16 protein-coding genes are annotated in these 20,940 nt (G+C 58.8%); 1 reads left to right on the forward strand and 15 read right to left on the reverse strand.

From position 1 onward, the window contains the following. The 5 genes from LCF40_RS17355 to LCF40_RS17375 form a co-directional block, all read right to left on the reverse strand. On the reverse strand, positions 1-205 hold a 205-nt coding region (locus LCF40_RS17355), incomplete at its 3' end, for a hypothetical protein (protein ID WP_224829458.1). Next, entirely contained in the window at positions 177-401 is a 225-nt protein-coding gene (locus LCF40_RS17360) for a hypothetical protein (protein WP_224829459.1), read from the reverse strand. The genes LCF40_RS17355 and LCF40_RS17360, both read right to left, overlap by 29 nt. A 75-nt stretch (positions 402-476) precedes the next feature. Beyond that, positions 477-812, reverse strand: coding sequence for an HVO_A0114 family putative DNA-binding protein (locus LCF40_RS23565; protein WP_224829460.1), 336 nt, complete (start codon positions 810-812; stop codon positions 477-479). A 212-nt stretch (positions 813-1,024) separates the two neighbouring features. Then, the gene (locus LCF40_RS17370; RefSeq protein WP_224829461.1) at positions 1,025-1,492 is read right to left on the reverse strand and encodes a hypothetical protein; all 468 of its coding nucleotides are present in this window, start codon (positions 1,490-1,492) and stop codon (positions 1,025-1,027) included. Positions 1,493-2,509: 1,017 nt separating this feature from the next. Further along, positions 2,510-3,625 carry a transcription initiation factor IIB family protein gene (locus LCF40_RS17375; RefSeq protein WP_224829462.1) on the reverse strand — a complete coding sequence of 372 codons (1,116 nt, stop codon included), beginning with the start codon at positions 3,623-3,625 and terminating at the stop codon, positions 2,510-2,512. A gap of 289 nt (positions 3,626-3,914) precedes the next feature. Between LCF40_RS17375 and LCF40_RS17380 the strand changes: the two genes are divergently transcribed. Then, positions 3,915-4,223, forward strand: coding sequence for a DUF433 domain-containing protein (locus LCF40_RS17380; protein WP_224829463.1), 309 nt, complete (start codon positions 3,915-3,917; stop codon positions 4,221-4,223). A 147-nt stretch (positions 4,224-4,370) separates the two neighbouring features. Here LCF40_RS17380 and LCF40_RS17385 read toward each other — a convergent pair whose 3' ends face one another. The 10 genes from LCF40_RS17385 to LCF40_RS17430 form a co-directional block, all read right to left on the reverse strand. Continuing rightward, a complete protein-coding gene (locus LCF40_RS17385) occupies positions 4,371-4,676 on the reverse strand; it encodes a DUF5615 family PIN-like protein (RefSeq protein WP_224926099.1) in 306 nt (101 codons plus the stop codon). Between the two features lie 17 nt (positions 4,677-4,693). Beyond that, positions 4,694-4,987, reverse strand: a complete 294-nt coding sequence (locus LCF40_RS17390; RefSeq protein ID WP_224829465.1) for a DUF433 domain-containing protein — start codon at positions 4,985-4,987, stop codon at positions 4,694-4,696. 337 nt (positions 4,988-5,324) lie between these two features. Next, complete coding sequence (locus LCF40_RS17395) at positions 5,325-6,185, reverse strand: DNA-binding protein (RefSeq protein WP_224829466.1); 861 nt, start codon at positions 6,183-6,185, stop codon at positions 5,325-5,327. 838 nt (positions 6,186-7,023) lie between these two features. Further along, complete coding sequence (locus LCF40_RS17400; protein WP_224829467.1) at positions 7,024-7,236, reverse strand: hypothetical protein; 213 nt, start codon at positions 7,234-7,236, stop codon at positions 7,024-7,026. A 385-nt stretch (positions 7,237-7,621) separates the two neighbouring features. Then, the gene (locus LCF40_RS17405) at positions 7,622-8,173 is read right to left on the reverse strand and encodes a hypothetical protein (protein WP_224829468.1); all 552 of its coding nucleotides are present in this window, start codon (positions 8,171-8,173) and stop codon (positions 7,622-7,624) included. A gap of 1,059 nt (positions 8,174-9,232) precedes the next feature. Further along, complete coding sequence (locus LCF40_RS17410) at positions 9,233-10,759, reverse strand: primase-associated protein (protein ID WP_224829469.1); 1,527 nt, start codon at positions 10,757-10,759, stop codon at positions 9,233-9,235. Between the two features lie 5 nt (positions 10,760-10,764). Next, positions 10,765-11,670, reverse strand: a complete 906-nt coding sequence (locus LCF40_RS17415; protein WP_224829470.1) for a bifunctional DNA primase/polymerase — start codon at positions 11,668-11,670, stop codon at positions 10,765-10,767. Next, positions 11,667-11,978, reverse strand: coding sequence for a hypothetical protein (locus LCF40_RS17420; protein WP_224829471.1), 312 nt, complete (start codon positions 11,976-11,978; stop codon positions 11,667-11,669). The genes LCF40_RS17415 and LCF40_RS17420 overlap by 4 nt, the downstream gene beginning before the upstream one ends. Then, positions 11,978-16,042, reverse strand: coding sequence for an ATP-binding protein (locus tag LCF40_RS17425; RefSeq protein WP_224829472.1), 4,065 nt, complete (start codon positions 16,040-16,042; stop codon positions 11,978-11,980). The genes LCF40_RS17420 and LCF40_RS17425 overlap by 1 nt, the downstream gene beginning before the upstream one ends. Before the next feature lie 673 nt (positions 16,043-16,715). Then, complete coding sequence (locus LCF40_RS17430) at positions 16,716-20,936, reverse strand: TraC-like domain-containing protein (RefSeq protein ID WP_486669426.1); 4,221 nt, start codon at positions 20,934-20,936, stop codon at positions 16,716-16,718. Positions 20,937-20,940 lie beyond the last annotated feature (4 nt).

Consider the following 20,940-nt stretch of genomic DNA (forward strand, 5'->3'; position numbering starts at 1 on the left):
TATCGATCGTCGTTGCAGACAAGTTGGCTCGTTCTTGAATGACGCCTTTGTTTCGCTCAATTTCGTCGAACGATTGTGCGGGATACTGTAACTCGCGGTCGCTTTCAAGGAGGAGTTTGCGAGTAACTCCGCCGACGAGTCCCGACAGAACAGTATTCGTATCGACAATGAGCGGCTTATCTGCTTGCCAATCGTTCGGCGACATTACTATCAATCAACTCCGCGATTTCGTCGACGTCTTCGTCAGTTAATTCACTGTCAGCAGTGAGCCGATTCATCAACTCGAAGTCCTCAACTTTCTCCTCGAAGGCATTGCGTGCGACCTCCGACCAGTTGATCTCGGGATGAGACTCCATTCGCTCTTTGAGTTCATCATCGACGTTTACGGTTACTGTTGGCATCGTGGATCACTTCATCACGACACTACGAGAGCGCCAGTATTAATATTTTCTGTGGATATTGTGTTCTCTGCTTCTTCAATATACAACCGGCTCGATCACAACGTGGTTGTGCTTCAAGACCGGTCGTTTTGCTTCACCATCTCCCTCTCCGTGATACTCGATACTGTCGAGTTCGGCAAGACAACGAAGGTCTTGGCTTACTGCGCCTTTGTCGCGATCCAGTCGGCGCGCGAGGTCACTCACCGATGCAATGTTCTCACCATGCTGATCGAGGTACTGGAGTAATCCAAGGCGGCTCTCAGTAAGAACATCTCGCCCGTTCTCTCGCCGGAGAACGAGGACATCCGTGTACTCTCGTGCATTCAGATCAGTCGCAAATTCGTCTTGCTCATAGGTTCGGTCACAAGTCATTGCACTGTTGATCGCAACACGGTGCCGCGACCGAACGGTGAATCGTTGTAACCGACCCTATCAACCAGCCGTTGTGCTATGCGATCGTCCGGTTGACTACCAGTATCTGAACCAGGCTGTGGCATACCGTGTCTTATTACCTCAACGGTGATGGTCCAACCGATCCACTGAAAACTCACATCACCTCGACTGATTCTCTCCCGGAACCGCGATCAGGCGATCGGCTTCGGGCCACGTGACGCTACTACCACCAGGTCCGTCTTCCTCTCTCCTGCTGTCAGTAGTTCGTGCTGGTCCTCGAGATTGGCACACGCTTCCTCGGCAACCTCAAGTGCTTCCTCCAACGTTGGGACTTCCGCTTCGATCTCTCCCCAGTCCGGGTTTGCGTTCGGGTACACTCCTACTTGGTACGTTCCACGGATCCGCTCGCGCCAGCTCGGTGACGGCTGGTACAGCGATGTCGGCGCGATCGTCACCTCCATCGGCGTCGACAGTATTCCCTCTTGTATGTCCTCCTCGAAAAACCGAACTAACGAAAGGACGCACTTCCGTCGCCCCAGTGCCCACGGACGGACGCTTCCCTGCTCGCAATCCCACGCCTCGAATCGCGCGTCGATGCCTTCGGTCGTCTCGAGCCCCTGTACGGTCGCGGATCGACTAACTGAGTTCTGTATCGACATCTCTGAAACCCTCTACCCCTCCTGGGGGTCGAACAACGCCACCGGGCGGTGTGCTCTCACGACCACTCTCTCCGAAGCCGGACCGTCCACCCCTTTCTGTGAGAGGGCGGAGCGGTGGCGCGCGATGAAAGCGTGCGTTAGCGCGCTGAACGCGCGAGGGACGACCGAGGATGCGCACTCGGCAAGTGCGCTCCGAAGGGAGTCGGGTGGGGAGGATGCGAGCGAAGCGAGCAGGAGGCCGTCCACACAGAACGAGCACGACTGGATCAGTCCGTGCGAGAGTCCTCCGAACGCGGCGTTGGAATCTCGATCGCCGTGAATCGGGCGTTAACAGCGCCGCACACTGGACAGTCCGCCACGTACGCACACACTTTCACTGACGCTTCCATCTCGTGAACGCCGCTACAGACCCCACACTCATACGCTGTGACGAACTGCGAGGACGCTGTTGGTCCCGATTCGCCCGTTCCACGGTCTGGGTGAACAGGTGATGATGAGTCGTGAGCCGCCGATTCTGTATGATCGCGGTCCGGGTTAGCGTCCCCCCGCGCAGGGCTGGCGTCCCAGGCTTGCTCTGGGAGCTCGCCGTAGACCTGCGACGGGGCTCTGTCAGGCGGCTCGGCTGGTCTGGCCTCGTCGCCACGTCCAGCGTGAGGGTCTTCACATTCATCCAGCGGTTCAGGTCTGTCTGCACGTGGACCACGAGTGTCACTGCGAGAGTGCGACGGGCTGGTCGACTGGATGGCCGTCATGATGCTGAGTTCGTAGGGTGCATCTTCAGCCACAGCTTGGTCGCGGATCGGCCTCCCGATCGCAGCTGCGAGGCCGGCCAGCGGCTCGGCAACCGCTGGCTCGAGTGACTCGTGCTCGCTCATCCCGTGGAGCCAGCTTCCAACGGTGATTGCAGTCTCGATATCAAGCGTGATCGACGGATCTGGTGGCATGGGTGGTTCTCTCCATCCTATAATGGGGAGCGATCAACACCACGCGTTCTCAACGACCACTATACAGGCTCTCTTACTGCACCGCGCCCCGTTCTCGATCGGGAAGGACGCTCGGTGTGGTCGCTTCGTCTTGCTTGGCGTATTCCGTCCGGAGTGTGGAGGAATACCGATTGATCTTGTCTTTGCTCGTCTCGACGATCACGCTGATCGCATCAGCGACCTGCTGCATGGTGAGCCACTCGCTACCGAGCAACCGGTCTGCGGCGTAGACCGCGGCTGCCGCGACGGTCAGTCGCGGGGTTCCCGCGCCGATCGGTTCTTCGTCCGCGATCTCCATCAGGTGCTGTGCAACGTCCCTGAGACGCAGGTAGGCCCCATTATCGATCGCGCTCTTGTCGAGCGTCTCAAGGACCGTAGCAACCGCGTCTGCTCGTATCGGTGGGGTGTCAATTGAGACGTGACACCGAATCTTGCGCGCCGCTGCACACAGCCGGACGTGACTCACTTTCCCGTAGCAGGCGACTTCTCGAGAGGGGCGATCCACCCCAGCGTCGGTCGCTGCAAGCAACACGGCGCCAGCGGCGACTCCTTCCCACGATGTCCACGCACCAGGCACGCCTGCCTCGCCAGCCCGTTTCACCAAGCGTCCAGCATCAACGACGACGTGAGAGGGCAGGCCGAGATTGCCGCCGATCATTTGGACGTCTCGAAGCGCCTCGTTGAGTCGGATCGCGCGCTTGCTCTCGACCTGGAAGCGCTTGTGACGTTGCTTCAGCCGGTCGTATTTGTCTCGTTGCGCGCTCGAGAGCGCGTTCCCGTAGCCGTCACTGGTGAGGTAGAACGTCGTATGCAGTCCCTTGTCGATCCGCAGCTGGGTGACCGACTCGCAACTCCACTCGGCGGGACCGCCCCCGGTGCGTGGCCCGTGTCGACGCCGTGTCGGGCTGTGATCGATGTGATCGGCCGTGACGACCAACCCGCACACTTCGCAGTAGGACGTTTGTTCTGCCGTGATGATCCGTCCCTCGCACTCGACACACGTCGACTGGGACGCAGGTTCGTGCTCACCCGTTTTTGTTTCCGTCGCCGCGTGAGCGTCCGCGTTCGCCTGGACCTGGGAACCGACGGTGTCGTGTTCGGACTGCTGTACAGCCGGCTCGTCAAACTGGACAAAGCGCTTCGTTGACATGGGATTTCACGGGGAGAACGGCACTCACGCCGTCGCGTCTGCTTCCGACACGCCCGTCGTCGGATCGCGCCGACTCACAATCCGACTCGTCGGTTGAGACGAGACTGGTGATGCCATTTCGACTCTCCCTCACCCCTTTCGGGGGTATGATCCAACACCAATGGCTGTCTGTGTCGATTGCAGTGCTGAACCGTGAGAAAACAGGAAAAGAGCGATATCGAACCGATCGAGCTCGCCCGAATGATGGTCAGTAGAGGATTTTTTGTTGATGACGTCCGAACCATCACGTATGGCACAGCAGGCGGCCCGGATCGTGCGCGACGACGTCATGGATGGTGAACCACGGGTGGATGGACGCCGTATCACCGTCCTCCGAGTTCAGGGGCTCGTCGAAACTCGTGGGCTTCCAGCGGCAGAAGTCGCAGCCATGCACGACCTCGATGTTGCCGACGTCTACGCGGCACTCACCTACTATTACGAACACCCAGACGAGATAGCGTCAATCCAGGAACAACGAGAGAATCGCGAACAGACAGCCCGCGATGCTGGTGCACCGACGATTGAAGAGTTAGCGGTCGATCATGAAGAGACGGGTTGAGCGAGGTCCCGATACCACTCATATCGAGACCACCCCTTGGAAAGGGGACAGAGGATCCAACGGTTGGTGTCCATGCTCGCGAGCACGGCTACGTGGTCCTGACTGACGACAAAGATCGTAAGCGAGCGAGACAGGCCGAGTGGGCGGCTATACCCAATCAGTTAGGAATTCGACAACATTGTCTAACGTCGGGTAGGCACGGTTGACGTCCGATATGGCTCGCCTCACTTCATGGGGCTCCATCAGTTCGTCTGCGATGAAGACGCCTGAGTGATCGCTTACGGTGGAGAAGTCCTTTCGATCATAGGTGAGGACGATCCGGTCCGTGTTTCGAGCGGCCTCAAGGACTTCTTGGTCTGAAGCACCCTTTCGAAGCATCTCTTCGACGCGACGGACGTCGTGATCGACGGATTCGACCGCAGAGATATGTGCTGGATGGACGTTTTCATCCATCAGAAAGCGCATTGAGGCTATACCTCTTCGCTCAGGTGCTCGGCGTTCGGCTTTTCGGGCCGCTGATCCCGGATTGTCTTGAGGACTTCACGCTCCTGTTCCTCGATCTGGCGGATTTCTTCAGAGTTATCAAACGCATAGGCTAACGCAACGTGGACGTCAGCAACGGTGACTCCCTCGTAGTTCGCGGCGATCTGTTCGGGTGTCTCGCCTTGCTCGTACTGGCGATAGACATGGATCACACCGATTCGAGTTCCCTCAAGGCGAGGATCCCCGCCCAAAACTTCCTCGTCCGTGACGATTTCGTTCATTGGAGTAGTATCTGGTGTACAGGTGCTTAAGCCTCAGGGCTGGATCCACGATCGGTCTCGGTCAACACACGGACACCGTCATCGATTTGATTGACCGTCTGTATCTTCTCTCACTTCTCGGAGAACCGACCAACACTTCCGTCTGAGCAGGTCAGCCGCCGACCACCGATCTCAGGATGTTTCATCTCTGCGGGGCCGTGGCGCGTGCGAGACTGCGCTTGCGCAGTCCGCGCGCGAGGGACGAGCAAAGCGACCGTAGGGAGCGAAGCGAGGAGGGTGGGGAGGACGCGAGCGAAGCGAGCGTGTGGTTCTACGCCAAAAAAGAGGGGAGTGTCGGCTACTCCTCGGTCCACCACCGGCCGTGCTCGGGGAACTCGACCCGGCTCCACCCGGTCACGGCCAGGTTGCACGTCTCGTCGTACCAGTTTTTCTTGACGTTTCGCAGCCGCACGGTCTCTCCTTCGCTCACCTTCGTCTGGTAGGAGTTCTTCCAGACCGTGAACTTGATCTTCTCCGTGTCGTCCGCGATCAATCCCACCTGTTGGATCGACGGCTTCGAGGGCTCCCACAGTTCGATCACTTCTCCCTGCACGTCCACTTCGCCCGTCTCGACCTCGGGAACGTCCGCGATGTCCACGATCGTCCCCGCTTCAGCCTTCACTTCGTCCAGGTGCTCGAGGGTCGCGTCGATCACTGACTTTCCCTTCTCGACCTTCTCGGCCAGCCCACGGCTGACTGCCGCCCGACTTGGCCCACTGCGCACGCTCTCGGTGATCCGCACTGATTGCGTGTTCACCTCCGCAACCTCCGTCTGCTCGAGCTCCGACCGAGGATCGACCCGCTCGATCCGCCGCTCCCGGCGCTGTTCGACGACCACTTCATGGGTGCGCTCTTCACGCCCCTCTTGCTGGCCGAACGCCGCTTTCGCGCTGATCCGATCGAGCTCTTCCTCCCGAGCCCGAATCTCCTCTTCCTGGGCCAACGGCAGGTGGCCGTACTCGTTCTCCTCCCGACCGACCACCGTCTCCGGGTGCTCGGTCTCGACTTTCGTGTGCACCTCTTGATCGACCGACGCCGCGAACTCCGGCGTCTCATCGACGACCTCGAACCCATCCTCATCGACCGCTCGTCCGCCCTTCTGTTCGTCCGCCTGTTCATCGGCCGAAACGTCCTTGTCGCTTGGGTTGTTACTAGACATTGGAACTCACTCGGGTTCCGAAGGCGCTCACGCGCCCGACACCGCGATGCTCATACATCGCGGTTTTCAACGACGTCACCGCCCGACAGACTCGTCTGCGCGCTCTCGCTTGCGCCTTCGCGAGCGCCCCCTGGGCGCGAGCGAGAGCGCGCCTTAGGAGCGGACCCAACCAGCACCGCGCGCCGACCCGCCCGAAGTGAGCGTCCAGCTTTAAGCCGCTTCTCGCGTCCGTCGACCGAACGACGACGCGCAACGATGCGACGGGCAGTGAGCGCCCGACGGTCGGCGGTGTGGTGCGGGAGGCCGTCGGGCGCGAGCAACCGAGCGAGTGTAGCGAGGAGTGACCGAGACGCAACCGAAAGCGCGCTTAATGCTGGCGTCGAGACCACATCCATTTCAGCCCGGAACGCCGCTGTGCCGGTCAGTCGGGTGGTGAGCTGGAAGCGGTGCCGTGCGGGAGTCGGCGGCGCATGCCCGGAATGGTCGGTCGCGAGCGAGCGGAGGGCGGCACGCGGCGAGCGGGGCGTGCCGTCTCATACACACCAGTCGAACAGTTCGAAAACGGCCGGCTCTTGATTCCCCCTCCTGGCGGACTGCGAAAGGGCGAGGGCGTCTCGGTCGTCCCCCGACGACGCAAGCACCGCAACGCAGTGAGGAGCACAGCGAGGCGCGGGATGCCGAGCGCCCGAGGGCTTTCGGGCGTCGTCTGCACCGTCACCTCAACTCAGACTCCATTGTCCCTCCCTCGAGATGTTCCACTTCTCCTCCTTCCCCCTCCTCCATCTCGATCACGATCGCGATCACGCCTACTGACGAGACGACCACCATCGATCACGAATCACACCGACGACTCACGATCACCCACATCATCAGTCATCTGAACATCGATGAAGGCTCTCACAATCCTCCTCACAGCAGCAGTGATAACGACGATTGTGGCACTGGCGGCCCTATCGACACGGGCAACACCCCCAACACCGGATACTGAGTCACGACCATTCACTCCACAAGAGCCCTCTCTCCTCCCTATCATGATCTCCTCACACAGCACTCGATCTGGTGCTGAAAGTAGCGCGAGTGGTGATGGTATAGCGCGAGTTCTGGTAGTAGTGCGAGTGTTGATGCTCTCCAGCAGTTGCCGGTGCAGAACGAACCACGAGCAACAGTGAAAGCAGAAGCAGAAGGGAAAGCCCGGCAGCGCAGCGACCGACTCTGGAGGGAGCGAGCAGCCCCGGACCCTGGAGGTGGGGAGGGGTTCGTGGGTGGGCGGTGCTGTGCGGTGCTGATACTGGGCAGCTCGCAGAGTGGTCCGACGTCCGATCGCCGCGCGTACTCCCCTCTCGACAGCCGACGACGTCGCGATCGAACCCGCTGAACCGCTGAGATCGTGACGCCGCTGCTAGCTGGTCGCTACTCGCCTTCGCTACTCGTCTCCCCTAATCGCCTCTCGAGAAGAGCCCTCGGAGTCGGTCACTCACCGAGCCGAGCCACGTCCGTACTTGCACCTGGATCGCCCGCCGCAGGTCCTGCTTCAGGACTTCAACCTCCGAGTAGTACCCTCGAGCCCCCTTCGGCAGTTCGTGAAACCGCTTGTTGCAGCCGACACACGTGTACTCGAACTCTGCACGAACCCGATTCTGATGATAGTCGAGTTCGCCTCCCTCGCTGTAGTGGAACTCCTCGTAGACCAGTTTCTTCGAGACGAACTCCCGACTGTCACACCGCGGACACTGCGTCATTGCCAGCGGATCCTCTGAAACCGCTCGCGAGGGCGAGCCGGGAATCGACGAGTCCTCACTCATGCGTGGTCCCTCTCGAGTCCTCGTAGCGCCGTCTGGCTCTGACTGCGCCTCCTTCCGACCCCATGGCCCCGACTCGTTGCCTTCCTGGACCCACTCGTCGAATTCCTCCTCCAGAACCTGCTCGTCCTCGTCGTCCGATGCGTCGTCCGATTCGTCCTCCGTCTCGTGTCGGTCGCTCCATCCCATTGTACCTCTACCCCTCTCTGAGGGGCAACGACACCACCGTGCGGTTGAGTACGATCACATCAAAACTACTCCCCGTTTCTCCCCGCTCCTCGAGTCCCCGAACTCCCTCACTGGTCTACTCTTCACTGCACCTCACCCACCCTGTCTCACACCTCCTTTCCACGCCATTCCAAGTTCCTCTGATATCTGGTACTTCCTCCTGATTCTCCGCTGTTTCACCGCCGTGCTTCACCCCCTCTGCTGTGCGGAGAGATGCTGGTGCTCTACGCTCTTCCAGCACCACCTCTTACTCCCGGTCGCTTAGCTGACCACCCCTCTCTTTCTCACCCCCTTCGGCCTGTATCTCTCCCATGTCTCATTCACTCCTGGCCACTGTCCTTCTCACCCATCACCCCCGCTCTCGTGTCCATACGCTCTCTGATACATCATCATTTCTTCCCCCTTCTCACCTCCCACCGTTCACACCCCGTCGCGCATACTTCTATTTCTGCATACCCCCCTTTTCCTTTGGACGATTTTCGGGTGTGCAAAGCCGATTTAACGGATGCAGAATAGACTAGAGGCCCGTGGTGACAATCTAAGGACGTTAAATCGTGATTCACGAGTCCTTCTTCGGCCAAAACGGTCACCACGAGCCTGAGACAGCATTTTTCGGGCAGTAACCACTTTCATCCCGGTTCGAGACAGTACTGACGTGATTCACATGTGCGGGCAATCTTCCGGATGACACCATCAAAATCGTTTGCACCCGCTATTTTTAGCTGTTTCAGACCTCAAATCGTGATTCACGTCCCCTTATATCTTCACCTGAAATATAGAACTTAATATATGTTGTAGTGAATATGAGTATGCGGTGGATAGGGTGATTCAATTTATTTTTCCATGAGAAGAATTATGGAAACATTAGTGAGTGAAGTTTCTCCGAAGGGGATATTAGACTGCCAGACATTCAACAAGCACTCTATAATTTGGCCTGTGATTGACACTAAAAGGCAGGATAGTTGTATAGAATAGTGAAGTGGAAATTGGTGATTTGAGTTGGGTTAGAAGTCTCCCAAATCATTCAATACTTTCCTCTACACTATCGTACATATCGTCGGGAAACGGGAGGCTGCCGTAGATCGTGTAGGGGCACTGGTCCTGCCCGATACAGTACCGTTGCATGTCGTCGTTATCGCAGTTCATGGGGAGCGGTGTTGTACCCTTGGGACCGATCCCGCGCTCTCCACGACGGGCTTCATATTTGATCTGGTACTCAGTGATCTCGGGATCGTGCCACGGCCACCGGCTGAAGAGATCCTGGAGATCATCGATGGTTTCCTCGAGAGATGTGTCCTGATACTGGGGGAGCCACATCACCATCCGGACGATATTGAAGAGATCTTTTCGGACGGGTTTTTCTTCGTGCAGGCGTTCATCCAGGGCCGCCAGACACGGCAGTTCGAACAGGTCTTCGAGATTGTCGACTTCGACCGGGCGCGATCCGCTACTCGCGTGAGCGATCTGGTAGGTGTTGACCCGGCCGCACCGGTCGATCGTAATCGACTGTTGTGAGTCATTATTCGCAAGGGTGTTTCCGACCGTTCGCGGACTAGTGAACTGCTGCAGTTGTGCTTCCTCGCCGTTGGTCTCGGGGTCGTAGGCTTCGAGAGCGTTGTAGAGATCTCTCGAGGTGTGGAACTCGCCGACCTGGGTGTTCGGACTGGCACTGATCGCAGATCGCAGGAGCCGAACGAGACGTTGCCCCTGGTTCCAATTCTGCCAGAGCTTGTCGTAATGGCCGCCGCGAATGGCTCGTTCGATCCGGTCGCTAATCGCTGTTTCGTTGCCTGTAAGCCAACTGCGTTCGTCCTCGCCCAGTTCGTCTTCTTGGATCGAGCGAAGGCGAGCGAACTCGGTTTCGGCGTACTCCTGGTAGTCTTCCTCGAAGTCTTCGATCGGGATGTAGAGGCTGTTGTTCGCGAGCCGTGTCCTTATTTCGCCCGCTTCCTCGGCGCTGGTTGCTTCGTCGGTTGTGCGGGTCAGACAGGCCCGTGAGGCGGCCGCCATCGGAATTTCGATGTAGAGAGCGTCCTCCTCGGTCTCGTCGATGTCGAACCCGGACATCGTCGTGACGTTAGTACAGACTCGGCCTGGATGTGGCCCGTCTTCGCTGGGTGGTTTCCCGTAGAGGACTTCCGCAATGTCTTGGTAGAGTGTGGGGTCGTCGTACTCTCGGATGAGTGAGATGAGGTTGTTCGCGAACAGTTCCCGGATGTGGTGGATGACTTGGTTACGCCGAACGGGCGTATTTTCGAAGCGGGAGTGCCCCATCACGCAAATCGTCCCAACGGTTGCGACTAGGACGAGTGTCGCAGGCCGATCGACGAACGATCGCTCGAGGGTTCGGTCGCGTTGGGCCGGTTCAAACGCACCAGTCACGAACCGTTCGACATCCGAAAGCACTGTCTCGGGATCAGGTTCGCCGTCGACGAGGTAACGATCGTAGCCACGGGCGAACAGTTGGACGATCTCGCCCGTCGTGTACTGGGTTGGGACGGCGGCGACCAGGTAGGCATCTCGTTCGGAGTTCCGTGGGTCAACCATTATGATCACTCGAGAAACTGCGGCCGGGCGTCTGTCCGTGGATCGAACGCGGGACTGTCGATCGGTTGGACGATTCGACATACCTCCGTGTGCAGCGAATAGGGAACCCGGAGCAGACGACTTCGGTCGGCGGTCACGACGGGGTCAATCGGAATCTCGTAGCGCTCGATCAGGAAATCGTTGAGCACTTCGCGACTCTGTTCGTCGTAGTCGTGTTCGGAGTCGTCATCCAGAAGGTAGACGTGAGCGCCCTGCCCGGAATAGACGACCATCGTTTGCTCGGCACTGAGCTCGTCTTTGAAGATATCGCGCGTTTCAAAGCCGTATTCGAGTGCTCGATCGAGATCCTCGAACGCGTAGGGATAGCCTGCTGGGTCAGCCGCGTGGATACCGGATTCGGCGAGTAGCATCTCGTCACGACTTCGGTCGTCTTGATGGGCATCGTAGTGGAGTTCCTCGTCGAGTTCCCGGTCGGCTCGCGCTGTAGCGATGTCTTTTGCATCGATATCGACCGCGATCACCCACGGACGCTCCCAATTATCCAGCCCGTAGTACACACCCGCTGACACGGGATCGGATTTCACAACGAGATCGGGATCAGCGAGCGCATACTCGCTGTTGCCGAAGGGATCGTTACGAGCGGGGGCGCGGATGAACGACAGAACGTCCTCAATCTCATCGAAGTTTTGTGAAATCTGGTCACCAGTCGAATCCGTCCGCCACGTTGCTCGTCGGATGAAATCTCGGTCGGGCCGCCCGTCTTTGCGGATCGGATGCCGATCGCGGAAGCTGAGTCCGAACTCTTTCGGACCAGTTGCTGTGATGAACGCCGGAAGTTCGTCTGTGTACTCGGGAAACTCTTGGTCGTAATAGGTGTAAATCTCGTCTCGGGTGGCTTCTCTCCACGTCATGACCCCACCCCCGCGAACTGGAGGAAGTCGATCGCGACAATTGCCGCCAAGGGCGCAACGACTCCGACCACGACACCATCTCCTCGTCGTGGAAACGGCGTCCAACTCGGAATAAGGATTGAGCCAACGATCACTCGGAAAGTGAAGAGAACGAACAATAAGAGTGCGTAGACGACGAGCGCGACAAAGATGTGGCTGAGCCCGATTTCCATCAATCTCCCATAGGTGTAGATTGGAATGTGTTGGGAAAGATATGCTGACACTATGTCCAAGTCCGAAACAATGCTCTGGAGCAAGGTGAGTGGCATTATTCGTTCACCACCTCGTCTAATTTCCTGAAAGTTTGTATTGTTGTCATTCCCTCCTCTTCGAAGCCGGCGACAGACTCTTGCATACGAGACAGTTCACGAGCTGCGCGTCCAGTCACGGTCCCAGGCAATCGCTCTTCGTCAGCAAGCAGTTCGATTGTGGCTCGAGCCTCGCTGAGAGCGGGGAATGCCCAGACGGCATCTGCCTCAACAGCCGCCATCTTGTCATAGTCAGAGATAATCGCCTGAGGATTGTTCGACGCCATTTCAACTTCGCCAACCCACAGTAGTGTATCATCAGCATCGAACCCGGCGACGTCGAATATCGTCTCTGGACCGTGCTCGAAATATCGTTCAACCCGACCCACCTCATCGACCGCGCCGATCCAGCGACTTAGTAATTCAACACCGACTTTGTGGGGTGTCTTCTCTCCGAGATCGCCAACGCCAGCTTCCGCCGTGATCGTTTCATCGAGTAGCTCCCTCCCCTCAGGAAGGACTGTGTAGTACAGTCGCCGATTCACCCGGGCTTGTTCGAGGAGTCCGTTCTCGATCAGTACCTCAACATCGAGCCCAGGGAGGTCCTCTTCCAACTTGTCCATCCCCTCCAAGAGCGTATAGTCTGGAAGCTCCCGGTTCATCGAATCCAGAACACGTTTCAGGAACGTTGCGTCATCGCGAGAAAGCCCCTGCCTCCGAAGCGTCGCATCGTCGACCGGGCTGGTATCCGTCGCCTCTTCGTGACCACCGAAGAACGAACTCCCCACCGCCTCGTCCAGCGACTCGCCGTCGCTCTCGGTGTCTTCTCTCGAGTCGGCGTCTTCGCCGTCTTCGATCTCCTCGAACGTCGACTGTTCGGGAAGACTGTCCATCTCATCGCCTTCATCTTCGGACGCAGATTCAGCTGACTGCGTGTCCGACTCGGAATCCGGCTCTGCATTGAGTCCCGGTGTCCCCAATTGCTCTGTCTCCGACTCTGGGTCTGACCCCGGCGGCGATTCTGATCTCGATCCTGCATCTGGTGCTGGCGGCGATCCAACACTACGTTCGGTCCCAGAAGGAGAATCGCCCCACTCCGACCACTCGAGCGTGTCCTCGTGCGTGGGCACGTCCAAGCCGTACTTGTCGTCAGTTCGCTCAACGACTTCCGGCAAGAGTTCGTCGTCGAAGCGTGCCTGCTCGGTCGCCGACAGCGGCTCGTCGCTCTCTGGGTGACCACTGATGATCGGGAGCGAGTGCAACGTCAGCGGTGCAGGTCGATCCTCACCGAAGCGCGGACTCGCGAGCTTCGTGAACCACTCGCCTGACGCGATCCGATTGATCCGGTTGCGAACATCCTCAACGGACAGATCGTCGTGCGTGAACGTTTTCGCAAACCGGTCCGTGATCGAGATGTCCCCGACCATTTTCGTATGCACCTCCGTCAACAGCTCTTCGTACGCGCCGTTGTTGCCATCGTCCCAAGAGTTGACCTGCTCGGGATACTGCATTACGAGTCCCATGCTCAGCCCCGATGAACGACCCTGTGGAAGGAGCTGATCGGCGACTAACTCCGTCGCGATGAACGGCGCAGCCTCCTCGAGGATCACGTTCACCACATTGTCTGGCGACGACCGCCGTCGGTGCTGAATCGAGTGCCACAGATTACTCAACAGGACCGTGGTCAACCCACGCTGGGCGTCGAGCGTGAGGTCGCCGAGGTCGAACAGGATCGTCACGTCCTCGTTGAGGAGATCGCGGAAATCGAAATGGACGTCCTGATCGTGGAACCCGTAGAGGCTATCGCCATCGGCCTCACGACCGGGCCTGTGGCGCAACATCCAGTGGAGGTTGCGGTCCTCTTTCAACCGGTTGAGCCGGTTCTGAACCGCACTCATCGACGTATGGAACTGGTGGTCTTCCTTGTTGAACTGGCTGGCTAACGACTCGTGGATATCGTCGTTGATCCCCGAAACGTCCGGCAGTTCTCGCGCACGCTGCATCCGCGTTGCGGCCTCGACCAGATCGTCCAGCCCGAATACGTCATCCCCGTGAACGGGGTCGAATAATGCGTGGATGAGAAACGTCAGAATCTCGTTCGCGACGAACGCCTGTTCGTGACGCTCTGCACCCATAATCATCCGCATCAACGCGTGGAAGTGGTCAGCTTTCTCCTTGACCGCGGTCTCCCGATCATGGCCGGCTTCGAGCGCGGGTCGAAGATCGAAAAACGAGACCGCTGGGAGTGTTTCGGGCTCACGGAAGTAGTAGACGTCCTCGAGTGAGCCATGCCGCTTGTAGTGGCCCATGAGGTAGTTCGTGCACATCCCGTCGCCTTTCGGCTCGAAGAGGATGTTCGGCCCTGGCGTCGTCTCGCTGAGCGAGAGGAGCATCCGATTGACGAGTTGGCTCTTCCCACCGCCGGTCGTCGCACAGACGAGCCAGTGGCGCTTCAGCTGGTCCGGCGGCACGCGAAGTGGCCCATCAATGGAGCTAGCAGGATCCTCGCCGAGCACCATTCCTGTCGTGTACTGCCGACGCTGGGCGGCTTCCAAGCCGGGGAGTGACGTCCGGCTTTCTGGATTCGCGTGGGTTTCCTTGGTGGCCTCGTCCGTGAGGTGTTCCGTGCTCGGTACGATGATCATGTTGCAGAGTTCGTTCGGATCGAGGTGGAGGTCGGGCGTCGAGCGACCGAGTCGCTTGCCAGTCACGACGTCTCGATTCAAGACACGGTTGAAGCAGCGCCGCGAGTACGTCCGGCTACGGCGGGCGACCAACCCCTTGTCGTATAGTTTCTCGCTCTCAATGCCATAGAATCGCCCCTCCAGCGGGTCGAACACCGTGCTGATGCTTCGGAGCGACTGTTTGAGCTCGGACGTGTCACTGCTCGCCGACTTCGGGGGGACGGTTACGACCCGCAGGTTAGCCGTGAACGTATGCCCCAAGTCTTCTGTTTGGAGGTTGTCGATCAGATCACGATCGGCTTCGGGAATCGGCTGAGACTCCTGTGGATGGTGCTCTTGCTGGGGTTCGGCGCCATAGATGAGGTCTTCGATAGCTTGAATGATGACATCTCCCCACGTTTCTCGGTCGCCTCTGATACGCTCAATCCGTTGATTACCACTGTGAGTCGAATCCGGTTCACCTTCGAACGCGGCTTGGAAGACGATCGGATGATCGGTCGTTGCGAAGTGGTCGATCAGTACAGTGAGAGGGGCGTGTGAGCTATCTTTCGTGAAGTCTTCGTCATCAAGTTCCTCGTCGAAGAGCCTGATCGGCGTCATTGGATCGCCACTGCCAGTCCATCGCAGACTATACGGCTCAACGTCGTCTGGATGGGGTCGCGCGAGAACGCCCTCGCCGGTATCAACGGGGGTGTCGAGTCCGAATCTCAGTGAGCCTGGATCGCGGTTTTCTTCCTCCTCTTGTTTCCGAAGTGCGTCAAGATCAACGCTTGGGAGTTTCCCTCCAAGCGGGGTGTTGGCTCCCGACTCCGACCCCAACTCCGGCTCCGATCCCGTTCTCGATACCGTCCCCGTCCCCTGGCCGTCGCTGATACCGGCCCCATCAGCAGCGAGGGGTTGATCGCCGTGAACGCGGGTGATCGCTTCGACCTCTTCGACAGAGGTCTGAAGCGCCCCCTTTTCCAGCGCTGTCTCGAACTCCTCGTAGCTGTATTGCTCTGGAGCGACGAGTTTCTCGGCCAGATCGACGGTCACGCGTTCGATTTCGACAGTATCCGGGTAGGCGGAGTTGAGCCGATCATAGAGCGTCGAGAGGTGCTGGTCAGTCGAGTAGTAGAACTCGATTGGCGCATCCGTGCCGTTGCTGTAGATGGTGAAATCGAACGTCAGCGGGTCAGGGCTGGCGAACGGGTTAATCCGTTGCCAGAACGATTCTTCGGTCGGGTTCAGGGCGTGCAAAGGGCGGATTTGATTGACGATTTCTGAGGGCGCCCGTTCACCCGTCGAGGGAATGACGCGGACGTACTCCTGTTTGCGATCGAGCGGAGAGTCAGTGGACGCGTCGAGAGTGAGGACGTTCGCTTCGACCTCCTTCGGGTTGTGGATGCCTTTGCAGACCACCTTTGGGATCTCGGCTTCGACCGTCCGGAACGTGATCGTCCCGTAGGAAAGCAGTCGTCCCACGAGCGACTGGTGACGAGTGATTTCGACGACACGCTCGAGAGCGAGCTTCGCAAACTGATCCTGTCGAATCCCTCTCGTGCGCGCGTAGAGGGTGTCTGAGGTGAGAACGTATTCGGTTCGAACCGACCGTACCAGTGGAAGCAGGCCGACGACAACGCCCGTGACTCCGAGGGTGATTGGGATCGCCCCAAGCCACCACAATGGGAGGGTGACGCTCGTCACGACCAGCCCCAGCTCGACCGGCGCGAGCCCGATGAGGGCCGGCCCCGTAGCGAATCCGGCAACGCTGGGAGTCGCGAGGGCGACTGCAAGCCCAACGAGGAGGATCGCGCCCACGTACGCACGAAGACCGCTCCGAGCCAGCGGCGTGCCAGCCCACCGAACGTCGAGGTCGGCAACGTCAGCTACTCGGTCGTCTTCTGCAACGATCCACTCGAGATTCGGAGTGTCGTCCGTCCCGTCGTGGGCAGACGCACTCGCTCGATCGTCGTCCGCTTGGTCGTCCGTTGGATTGTTGTCTATTGGATTGGTCATTCAAATCTCACCTCATGAACTTGCAGACGGGTGAACACGGGTCCCACAGACCAGTCGCGCTCGAGGAACTGCTGTCCTAATCGTCATCATCGAGACTCACCTCCACGTCTCCAGGGGCTGATCCACCACTGTCTGGCCTGCCTGGCGCCCCATCAGCAGCAGTGTCACTGCTGGTGGTGAACTCGGTCCGAGCAGTACCGATCCATTTCTCTAAAAGCGTCGAGGAGATGAGTACCTCCTTCTCGAGAGAATTGAGATCGACTGCGGCAAGATCCTCTACTGTTTCGATCCCCGCCTCACGGAGCTGACCGCTGTAGGACTCCCCGATACCCGTGATCGTCGTGACCTCTTGGCGATCGTCTTCTGTTCTGTCACCCGCTTTCTCGTTGCTGGACGGTTCGTGCGCGTTTTCTCGTTCGGTAGGAGCGTCTTCACTCTCATCCTCGAGTGTCTCGACGTCTGGTTCTCCGTCAGTGTTCTCGGTGCTGCGTTCCTCCTGTTCATTCCCGTTTTCGTCTCCAGTTTTGTCTTCTGTCGGCGTCTCACGCTCTTCTGTTTCCTTTGCTAACTCGTCCTCACCATCTGTCTCTGTGGTCGTCGTCCCGATCGAGTCATCACCTGCGGAGAGTGTGTCTGCAGTGCCGGCGGTACTGTCAGTAGTCTCGCCAACCGCCGACTGATCCTCCTCGTGAATTGCCGCGAGAGCAGACTCAAGTGGACCTGGCCCGTCGCTCGTGTCCGTGGTATCGTGTTCGTCGCCCCCCGCCTCAGTGCTCTCCTCGTCTTCGCTCTCGTCGGCTCGGGCGTCGGCTGACTTACTAACAGCCCCCTCGCTGTCGTCTGTCACCTGCTCATCGCTGTTCGTGTCAGAGTCAGAGATTCCGAAAGCCCGATCGAAGGCTTCGGTGTCGCTCACGTGAGCACCCATGTAGTGGTGGAACGCGCCGTGCGTCTCCGCGTCGTAACTCAACAACGCGTCCTCGAAACTCCCAGAGGACACACGAAACGTATACCATTCTTGTTCATCGCTGAATCCGACGATGCCAGTCGTATACCCAACGTCGGCCTCTCCCGTCACTGCCTCGCTGGTGACGAAATTATACTGGCTCTCGTTTAGCCCGAACGCGTCAGCGACCGACCGATCGAGGTCCTTTAACCGGAAGAACTCGGTGGTCGTACACTGCCCTCGAATTGCGTCTTTGTGGCCCGCTTCGTCATCGTTCCCGCTAATGAATTCGTCTGCACGGTGCGAGAGGAACCACAGCCCCGCGTCGTAGTGCCGCCAGTGGCGTGCGGCCTGCTGGAGCCAGGGCAACATCTCCTCGCTGTGCAAGAGATAGTGCGCCTCGTCGATGACGAAAATCGTCTCTTCGGGCGCGCGCTTGACCATCTCGTAGACGTTGCGCAACAGGAGTTGGAGCATCGTCGACTTGTCTGCCGTACCTAGCGCCTCGATCTGCTGCAGGTCCAGGTAGTTGACTTCGCCCTCCTCGAGGGTCACCTCGCTCTCCCCGATCAAGTGCTGGTAGCGCCCGTGCTTCTTGAAACCGACCAGCTTGCGGAGGAACTGCCGCACCTCCTGTTTGACCTCCTCCCCTTCGATATTATGGCCCGAAAGGGTGTACTCAGTGGGGTTCTCGAGCATTGCCGTCGTCTGCTCGATAAAGTCGTCCATCGTCGGACTCTCCCGGCCGTGGGTCTCCGGCTGACCAGGGTAGATTCCCGCCTCGCGGTAGGTTTCTGTGACGATCTCGCTGACGAGATGTTTGAAATCATCCGGGTCACCGCCCTGCGCCTTGATGATCGAGAGGACCCAGCTCACGGCCGAATCGCGGGCCATCCCGAACGGATCGACGTCTTTGGTCGTCATTACCGTCTCGGGCGTTTCCTGGATCAACAGCGGGTTGATGGTCGTATTCCCGTCGACGATGATTCGGTTGCCGTTGACTGCCTCCGTGTGCTGGTAAAAGTCGCCCATCGTATCGAGCAACACGACCGTCCGATCCTCCTCACCAAGCCACCAGCGCAGGGCCTGCTTGCCTGCATGGTATGTCTTCCCCGATCCCGAGTCCGCTAACGTGAGCTTATGCCCAGCCCCGCCTCGTTCGAACTGGCTCGCGACGATCTTCTGTCCGTGATGTTCCGAGCGGCCGTACTCCACGCCATCTTCGTCTTGGATGTTCGACCGGGCAAATGGGAACAGGGCACCGAGCGCCCCATCACACACCATCGTCGTGTGGTCCTTCCACGAGAGTTCATTGTACTGGTCGCGAGCACCCGGAGCGCCCGATTTAAACAGTTCGTCGGCTCTCGACGACGATATCGCGGACAGTTCCGCAGGGGTGTCCTCGACCGCGTTCAACACTGGCTCTTCAGCCTCCTCAAGTGCGCGGCGTTTCGCGACATCGAGGGTGAGCGTCTCCGGTGATTCGTACCCCTGTTCGATCTGTTCTTCGGCCAGATCGAGCGCCCGCTTCGATCCGGCCCGGACAGTGAGATAGCCGTTGAGCTCGAACGGTCGGACTGTCGTCTGCTTGAGAAGCCGATACATCGCCTGGTAGTAGTGGACGTCCTCGGTCATCACCGACGACTCGATATCGTCGACCTCCTGCCGATCACTGATATCCGCATCAATATCCTGAATCCGTGGTTTGAGTCGCTCGATCGCGTCAGCCTTGTCGACCGGGCGTGCGCGGATGCGGAAATCGAAATCAACCCCACCGAGCGTCTGCAACGCTTTGAAGATATTTGACGGCGGGCGTTTGCGCCACCCAGTCAGCCAGTACGTCCGTGCGTACTGATCGCCGACCTCGACATAATCGTCGTGGACGTCGACAGTCCGCGGAGAAAGGGCGTCCTGCAAGGGCGAAGAGTCTACACCACGATCACCGTCCGTCTCCGAGTTGCCCACCGGATGGAACAACCCTTCTCGAATCCGAGCAAGCGTGGTCGTCTCTGATGCTGTCTCCGAGTCGTCGATCACATCCTCGGCAGGTCCAGCTTCAGCGGGTGATTGGAGCAGTTGAGTGACAACGCTGTCCGTCGGCTCTACCCCGGTCGCTCCGCCATCGCCCGCGACTTCAACCTCATCGATGCCTGCAACCGCATCGAGCGATAGTTGCCCATCGGCCTCTTCGCCGAGGTCTTCACCTGCGGTGGTTGCCTCCACGTTGGTTCGAGCCTGCTCATCGAGATGTGCGTCGACCGCTCCCGGTCGGTGACTCTCCTTCTTCGCCTGCTCGTGCTCGTGAGCACCCGATTCGGCCGATTTGATATCAGGCCACACCGAAAGGTTCGCTGTCTGCGACGCTGATTCGTCGCTGAACTCCCGGTGTTCGACTCCGGCCCAGTATTTCGCCAGGAGGACCGCGTGTTCAGCAGGGTCAATCAGCTCTCCCGAACAGCCGCTCACCGAGCCCGCGACGGCCTTCGCCGAGGCGACCCGATCCCGCAATCGACGCCGCATCTGCTTGCGCTGGCGAACATTCGAGGACCCACCACTCCTGAGCGAAAACAGTGAGCCATCATCCTCCTGGAATCGGTCATCGAGATCAAAGGGGTCGACCTCGACAACAATATACGAACGAAGATCGCGAGCATCCCATCCTTCGGCCTCCTCCTTCTCGAATTGGACGTAATCTCTCAACAACTCTCGGGCGATGACCCACTCGTCACCACCGAACCGGTCACTATGGTATTGCTCACGGTACTTGTCCGTAATCTCGTCAACGTCGGTGTCAAACGTCGTCATGAAGAAATCGAACGGGCCATCCATCTCGCGGCGGATAGCGAGCGTGAGGTCTTTGACCATCTCGTTCGCCGCTGACGAGGACTGCCGTTCAGTATGCCGACCATCTACGCGCACAATCGCGACATACCGGCCATCCTCCATCTCAGCAAACCCATTCGAGAAGATGCGCTTGACACCGTGGATCGGCTCAACCGATGACTCAACGTGATCTTGTGGATACTGCCAGCGAAGGACAACTGATCGAAGGCCCGCACGGGCACGGTCGAGCCCGGTCGTTGTTTCATAATCCGTCGTCGCCGAGATCAGGATCCCGATCACTGCCAACGGAACCCCGATTGCCGCCGTCGTCCAGAACAGCCCGGATCCACTCATGAATGGCGAGCTGAAAATCCCGAAAAAGAAGACGAATCCCCCGGGTGCGCCGTAGAGAAGATGTTTGAGGGCGTATCCCTGGATTTTGATTGACGAGTCGACGTACGGAAGCGCCAACTGTGCTGGATCTCGATTCGTTTCCTCTGAGCCGCTTACCGTTGATTGGGTTGACATTGGG

Source organism: Saliphagus infecundisoli, assembly GCF_020177375.1.
Classification (GTDB): Archaea; Halobacteriota; Halobacteria; order Halobacteriales; family Natrialbaceae; genus Saliphagus; species Saliphagus infecundisoli.

Coding starts and splice junctions, on each gene's coding strand:
- LCF40_RS23565 (WP_224829460.1), bottom strand. CDS start 812: ATGACTTGTGACCGAACCTATGAGCAAGACGAATTTGCGACTGATCTG.
- LCF40_RS17430 (WP_486669426.1), bottom strand. CDS start 20,936: ATGTCAACCCAATCAACGGTAAGCGGCTCAGAGGAAACGAATCGAGAT.
- LCF40_RS17420 (WP_224829471.1), bottom strand. CDS start 11,978: ATGCCACTCACCTTGCTCCAGAGCATTGTTTCGGACTTGGACATAGTG.
- LCF40_RS17370 (WP_224829461.1), bottom strand. CDS start 1,492: ATGTCGATACAGAACTCAGTTAGTCGATCCGCGACCGTACAGGGGCTC.
- LCF40_RS17380 (WP_224829463.1), top strand. CDS start 3,915: ATGGCACAGCAGGCGGCCCGGATCGTGCGCGACGACGTCATGGATGGT.
- LCF40_RS17375 (WP_224829462.1), bottom strand. CDS start 3,625: ATGTCAACGAAGCGCTTTGTCCAGTTTGACGAGCCGGCTGTACAGCAG.
- LCF40_RS17410 (WP_224829469.1), bottom strand. CDS start 10,759: ATGGTTGACCCACGGAACTCCGAACGAGATGCCTACCTGGTCGCCGCC.
- LCF40_RS17395 (WP_224829466.1), bottom strand. CDS start 6,185: ATGTCTAGTAACAACCCAAGCGACAAGGACGTTTCGGCCGATGAACAG.
- LCF40_RS17390 (WP_224829465.1), bottom strand. CDS start 4,987: ATGAACGAAATCGTCACGGACGAGGAAGTTTTGGGCGGGGATCCTCGC.
- LCF40_RS17405 (WP_224829468.1), bottom strand. CDS start 8,173: ATGGGATGGAGCGACCGACACGAGACGGAGGACGAATCGGACGACGCA.
- LCF40_RS17415 (WP_224829470.1), bottom strand. CDS start 11,670: ATGACGTGGAGAGAAGCCACCCGAGACGAGATTTACACCTATTACGAC.
- LCF40_RS17360 (WP_224829459.1), bottom strand. CDS start 401: ATGCCAACAGTAACCGTAAACGTCGATGATGAACTCAAAGAGCGAATG.
- LCF40_RS17385 (WP_224926099.1), bottom strand. CDS start 4,676: ATGGATGAAAACGTCCATCCAGCACATATCTCTGCGGTCGAATCCGTC.